Here is a 5428-nt window from a genome sequence, read left to right as displayed (position 1 = left end):
AAACGGCAATGTAAAATATTCATGCGCCATAAATGGCTTGTAATGGATATAAATTCATCAAATGCGAATATGTTGCGAAGTCAATTGTAAAAGAGTTGTTTTATAAGAAAAACTAATCTGAATTGCCAAAATTTGTCATTTTTTGAGCCATAAATTATTGATTAATATTACCCCATCAAAACGAATTACAAAATTTATAGAGAGGCAATCATGGCACAAGCAATGCAAATTGGTAATATCGAAGCTCCTATCTCTATGGATAAGAAATCGTACGCGGTTTCATTCAAAGGATTGATTGCACATTTATTGGATATTCTTTTCACTGACAACAGCGAACCACGCGCTCATTACGCGAGTGATTTGTCTGGTCACATGCAAAAAGATATCGGTCTTTACCGTTAATTCGAATAAATATGAATAATGAAACGCCGGCTATATGCCGGCGTTTTTTGTTTGAGCGAAAGTAATTGCTCGATGTTACGGTCATTATTCCCATAACAAATAGTTTGCGTTTGTAGCAAGGGATAAAAATAATGAATGCACTGTTAGCTCTCTCCGTCGTCTCCACCGTTTCTGCCGGGCAGTTATGGGTTAGTTCTGGTCAACCTCCTCAAGTCGTTGAACTCTTTACATCTGAAGGGTGCTCTAGTTGTCCACCCGCTGATAAATACATTTCAACCTTTGAAAATGATGACAGGCTTTGGAAAGAGATAGTGCCAATCGTTTACCACGTCGACTATTGGAATTATTTGGGATGGAGTGACAGATTCGCTAAGCCTGAGTTTTCGCAGCTGCAACGCTTGTATCACGCCTATGACGTTGTGAGTAGCGTTTATACCCCGGGTTTTGTTGTCGATAATAAAGAGTGGCGAGGCTTCTTTAACTGGGTTAACCGAAAACTACCAGAGAACCAGCAGCCTGAATCTAAGCAACTGACTCTAATACGAAAAGAAAACACGTTTGAGTTACGTTACGAAGAGCAACGCACTCTTGATGCGACTATAGTATTTATTACTAACAATCAAACCACAACCGTTAGAGCAGGCGAAAACCGTGGCAAAAAGCTAGAGCACGACTTTATTGCCACTCAGCGCAACCAAATGCGGTCCAATAATGGCCAATGGACATTTACCTATGAAGGAAACTTAAGTGACATCGATGCAGTAGTAGCTTGGGTTACGCCTTTAGGAAGCTTTGAGAGAGTTCAAACTGTTGCGGGTAGGATTGAGTAGATAACACTCACAAATAACAAAGGCGCTCAAGTGAGCGCCTTTGTTCTATCTATCGAAAGTAACTTGAGATTACTTCTTACGGCAGTATTCAGCGATAACGTACATAGATTGGCCGCCGTTCGCCTTACCTGATACAAGCTTAGGATCGTCGCCAATGCTGATGCCACGGATAACGGTACCTTGCTTGATGACTTGGTTAGTACCTTTAACTGGCAGGTCTTTGATGACAGTAACGTCGTCGCCTTTCTTCAGTTCAACGCCGTTGCAATCGAATGGTTTGTCATCAGCAGACATACCTGTCATCGCCCAGTTCAATTGCTCTTCTTCCATGTACATCATGTCGAGCGCATCTTGAGCCCAGCTTTCGCTGTTTAGGCGAGTAAGTTGACGCCATGCTGTGACTTGAACTGGTGGAACTTGGCTCCACATACTGTCGTTTAGGCAACGCCAGTGGTTGATGTCTTTTGGATCTTCGATTTCGCTAAGACACTTTTCACAAACCATGATTCCGTAATCTACTGTTACATGGCTGTGCGGAGGAACAGCATAAGCCGTTAAAGGTGCATCAGCGGCACATAGTTCACACTTAGATTGGCAGCGTTCTAGCATAGTTGCTTCAGAAGACATAATGGACTCACATTTTATAGGTGTTAATAACGCCGGCTATTATCCACTTTATCGATCAAAAATAAAGGATAATTCGGCTTCAAACGAACATATAGGTTAATTCTGACTCTGGGCCAACATTTCGGCCACTATCCTTTACCTATCAGCTAATTACAGTGCGCTACACTGTCACTTTAAATTGTGATTCTTTACCTTATTAGTATCAATTGGCATAATCCGCTTTGTTGTTATATCAATTTAATAGGTTAGACATTGGAATTACTATCAATCGAGTTTTTGGGTAAGCCACTTAGACTTGAAGGCTCGATGGCAGGCTGGCAACAACTGTATTGGAACAATCAGCTCGTATCGCAACTTGATGCTGATTCAGAGCGAGGAGAAAGCTCTCAACATAGCTTTACGCTAATGAATGGTGACAATGAACTAGTTTGCAAACTGGAAGCCCAGTTAACTTGGCAGCCGTTTATTTTAGAGTTTACCGCCCTTGTTAATGATCAAATCATTGAACAAGGCAGTCGTAATAGCAAAGATATTGAGCAACAAACGCCATTTACTAAGCCAGAACCTGAACGTCGATTCAGCTTGATCGGTCTTATATCACTAGGAATGAAAGCGTTAAAAAGTGCCAAATTGATCAAAGTGGTATTGGCCTCGGCAAGTCTAGCTGCATATTCATGGCTTTTTTCTTTTCAGTTTGCTTTAGCATTGATCGCTTGTTTGGTTTTTCACGAGTATGGCCACGTAAAGGCAATGAAGTACTTTGGTATGAAAACCAAAGGCATCTATTTGGTTCCATTCCTTGGAGGCTTAGCGTTAAGTGATGAAAAGATAAATACTCGTTGGCAAGATGTAGTTATCTCCATCATGGGGCCAATGTTTGGGTTAATTTTGTCACTGGTACTGCTCATTGCATATCTTGTCACTGGTGAGATGTTTTTTGCTGGTCTTGCAGTATTCAACGCCTTTTTAAATTTGTTTAACCTTTTACCTATCTTGCCCCTTGATGGAGGGCATGTACTAAAAAGTATCAGTTTTTCGATGAACAGCGTTGCAGGGATTGTGTTATGTACGCTTGCGGCTGCGGGTGGGGTAGTACTGAGCTATTCATTGGGACTTACACTGTTTGGCTTTTTGTTGATTATGGGTATGTTGGAAATTGTCATTGAGTGGAGAGGTCGACATCATAGCCATCTGTTGCCGCTCGATCGATACGGACAGACGATTGCGACAATTTGGTATTTAGGCCTGGTCTCTGGGTTAATTGGTATTATTTGGTACTTTGCTAGCACGGGTGACGAACTGTTGAGATTACCCCTACTCATTCTCGGTACTTAGATATTAGGATCACAAGACCCTAGAAGGGAGCATCTCGCTCCCTAAATAATATCGGTTTCTACATACAGTTTGGTGTAGCTGCGCTTTCTGGTGGTAGTACTTTTATCTTAGCGGAGAGATCTGAAATACGAGTACTATGAGAAGGGTGCGTCGACAGTAGTTCGGGTGGTTGAGCACCACCTGCAGCGCGGGCCATGTTTTTCCATAGGTCGACACTTTGGTTCGGATTGAAACCGGATTTTGCCATTAGCTCTAAGCCAACGATATCAGCCTCTGATTCCTGTGTTCTGCCGTATGGCATAAGCACTCCGTACTGAACACCTAAACCCAATGCAGCCATAGTCGCGCCGCGGTATTGAGCGTATTCCGACGAGCTCAGCGCTATGTTAGTTAACTGAAGGCCAGCATTGGCAATTTGAGATTGAGATAAACGTTCATTACTATGATCAGCGAGTACATGGGCAATCTCATGACCAATAACGGTGGCAAGTTGATCTTGATTGACTGCAACATCAAGCAACCCAGTATAAATGCCGATTTTTCCTCCTGGGAGGGCAAAAGCGTTGACCTGTTTACTGTCAAACACGACGACTTCCCATTCATCAAAACCGGGCTGTTTAGGGACATGTTTGGTGATCGAGTCTGTGACACACTGAACATAGGCGTTGATTTTAGGATCATCACTGACTTTAAGTTTAGACTTCATTTGCTCAAAAGATTGAGCGCCTAGTGCACTCATGTCAGAATCAGAAAATAGCAGTAACTGGTTGCGACCAGTGGGAGAGGACGAGCAAGCCGTCATGACTATAGCAGCAGAAAGCGTTGCGACTTTAAACCATGCGTGCATTGAAGTCTCCATTTCAAATAAACATATAATTTAACTTTATACATCATAGCATTAGGTTACTATTCTTGGTAATCCCATTCACTTATGGAATGTGACATGACAATTTGGAAAAAAGCGGTCGACCTTGATACGCTCAACAAAACATCTCAGAACACGCTGATCGAGCATCTTAAAATCGTCTACACCGAATTGGGTGATGACTATATCTCAGCCACTATGCCAGTCTGTTCATTTACCCATCAGCCATTAGGAATGCTTCATGGTGGAGCCTCGGTTGTACTTGCGGAAACCTTAGGCTCCGTCGCGGCCAATTTTTGTGTACCAGAGGGAAGCTATTGTGTCGGTCTCGATATCAATGCCAACCACGTACGTTCAATGCGTAGCGGTGAGGTAATCGGTACAGCAAAACCCATTCATCTTGGGGTTTCCACTCAAGTTTGGCAGATCAATATTACTGATGAACGCGGCCGTCTGGTCTGTACTAGCCGACTCACCATTGCAGTTAAGCACCAAAAGAACAAATAGGTTGTCGTTGTGGTTGTAGAGTTTAAAAGCGGAAAAATCATCGTTACGCCCCATGAGGTCGTGGTTAAACTCGATGGTGAACATAGGGTGACGATGCAAGCACAGATTGATGCTATTTCACTGATTGGTAAAGGTGCCAATGTTATTGCCGCTAATGGGAGCGAGACTAAGTGGTCAATAAAACTCGACTCTGAAGAGCAGCTTCAACACATAGCTGACCAAGTTGGATGCCAGATCCAATAATTTCTAATTTATCTTGATAGTCTTACGACAAACGAGGAAACTTACAGTTAACTAAATCTATATGAGATTTCCTCTTTATGAGCAGCCCACGACTGAGAGTTCAGTTTGAAACGCTATTTGAGCACTACAAAGGACAAGATTGTGGTGTCCAATTGGAAGACATCACTGAAATTCTATTTTGTACACGACGCAACGCGCGCATCGTTCTTAATAAAATGGAAGAAGAGGGCTGGTTAGAGTGGCACCCAGCTCCAGGGCGGGGAAAGTTATCTCAATTGATTTTCAAACGTAGCCGTGCGGACGTGAGCGAAAATTTAGCACGCCGTTATCTAGAAGAGGGCAAAATTGGTCATGCTCTCAAAGTCCTCGATCAAGATACCGCGAAACTCGCTCAAGTTGTTGAGAGCTATTTAGGTATTGTTCATCAACAAGGTCAACAAGTAGTAAGGCTGCCATACTACCGCCCATTGTCGACTCTTAACCCGACCTTGCCACTGCGCCGCTCTGAACTTCACATTGTGCAGCAAGTATTTAGTGGTTTGACGAGTATCGATGAAAACGAACAGTTGCAGCCTGATTTAGCTCATTCATGGGATAGGATAACGCCTCAGCATTGGCG

General features: G+C 43.0%; 8 protein-coding genes. 6 read left to right on the top strand and 2 right to left on the bottom strand.

Annotated features, from left to right (window positions below; genetic code table 11):
- The first annotated feature begins 210 nt into the window (after nt 1–210).
- Both QTO00_RS14085 and QTO00_RS14080 read left to right on the top strand, forming a co-directional pair.
- Nucleotides 211–402, top strand: a complete 192-nt coding sequence (locus QTO00_RS14085) for a hypothetical protein (RefSeq protein ID WP_331425365.1) — start codon at nt 211–213, stop codon at nt 400–402.
- Nucleotides 403–533: 131 nt separating this feature from the next.
- Nucleotides 534–1232, top strand: a complete 699-nt coding sequence (locus QTO00_RS14080) for a DUF1223 domain-containing protein (protein ID WP_331425364.1) — start codon at nt 534–536, stop codon at nt 1230–1232.
- 69 nt (nt 1233–1301) lie between these two features.
- Here the strand turns inward: QTO00_RS14080 and QTO00_RS14075 are convergent, their stop codons facing one another.
- Nucleotides 1302–1859 carry an alkylphosphonate utilization protein gene (locus QTO00_RS14075; RefSeq protein ID WP_331425363.1) on the bottom strand — a complete coding sequence of 186 codons (558 nt, stop codon included), beginning with the start codon at nt 1857–1859 and terminating at the stop codon, nt 1302–1304.
- A 252-nt stretch (nt 1860–2111) separates the two neighbouring features.
- Between QTO00_RS14075 and QTO00_RS14070 the strand changes: the two genes are divergently transcribed.
- The gene (locus QTO00_RS14070; RefSeq protein ID WP_331425362.1) at nt 2112–3194 is read left to right on the top strand and encodes a site-2 protease family protein; all 1083 of its coding nucleotides are present in this window, start codon (nt 2112–2114) and stop codon (nt 3192–3194) included.
- 58 nt (nt 3195–3252) lie between these two features.
- Here the strand turns inward: QTO00_RS14070 and QTO00_RS14065 are convergent, their stop codons facing one another.
- Nucleotides 3253–4041 (bottom strand): M48 family metallopeptidase, encoded by a 789-nt coding sequence (locus tag QTO00_RS14065; protein WP_331425361.1) that lies wholly within the window; start codon nt 4039–4041, stop codon nt 3253–3255.
- 96 nt (nt 4042–4137) lie between these two features.
- Here QTO00_RS14065 and QTO00_RS14060 point away from each other — a divergent pair, with 96 nt between their 5' ends.
- From QTO00_RS14060 to QTO00_RS14050, 3 genes are all read left to right on the top strand, one after another.
- Nucleotides 4138–4566, top strand: a complete 429-nt coding sequence (locus QTO00_RS14060) for a hotdog fold thioesterase (RefSeq protein ID WP_331425360.1) — start codon at nt 4138–4140, stop codon at nt 4564–4566.
- A gap of 9 nt (nt 4567–4575) precedes the next feature.
- Nucleotides 4576–4809 (top strand): DUF3389 domain-containing protein, encoded by a 234-nt coding sequence (locus QTO00_RS14055; protein ID WP_331425359.1) that lies wholly within the window; start codon nt 4576–4578, stop codon nt 4807–4809.
- A 77-nt stretch (nt 4810–4886) separates the two neighbouring features.
- A partial coding sequence (locus QTO00_RS14050; RefSeq protein WP_331425358.1) for an SgrR family transcriptional regulator occupies nt 4887–5428 on the top strand: 542 nt, incomplete at its 3' end.

It is taken from the genome of Vibrio sp. M260118, assembly GCF_036533755.1.
In the GTDB taxonomy this organism is placed as follows: Bacteria; Pseudomonadota; Gammaproteobacteria; order Enterobacterales; family Vibrionaceae; genus Vibrio.
Note: the sequence above shows the minus strand (reverse complement) of the source record. Positions and strands in the feature narration are given on the sequence as shown.

Excerpts from the sequence above, each read along its gene's own strand:
- QTO00_RS14060 (WP_331425360.1), top strand. The coding sequence starts at position 4,138 with ATGACAATTTGGAAAAAAGCGGTCGACCTTGATACGCTCAACAAAACA.
- QTO00_RS14080 (WP_331425364.1), top strand. The coding sequence starts at position 534 with ATGAATGCACTGTTAGCTCTCTCCGTCGTCTCCACCGTTTCTGCCGGG.
- QTO00_RS14065 (WP_331425361.1), bottom strand. The coding sequence starts at position 4,041 with ATGCACGCATGGTTTAAAGTCGCAACGCTTTCTGCTGCTATAGTCATG.
- QTO00_RS14085 (WP_331425365.1), top strand. The coding sequence starts at position 211 with ATGGCACAAGCAATGCAAATTGGTAATATCGAAGCTCCTATCTCTATG.
- QTO00_RS14075 (WP_331425363.1), bottom strand. The coding sequence starts at position 1,859 with ATGTCTTCTGAAGCAACTATGCTAGAACGCTGCCAATCTAAGTGTGAA.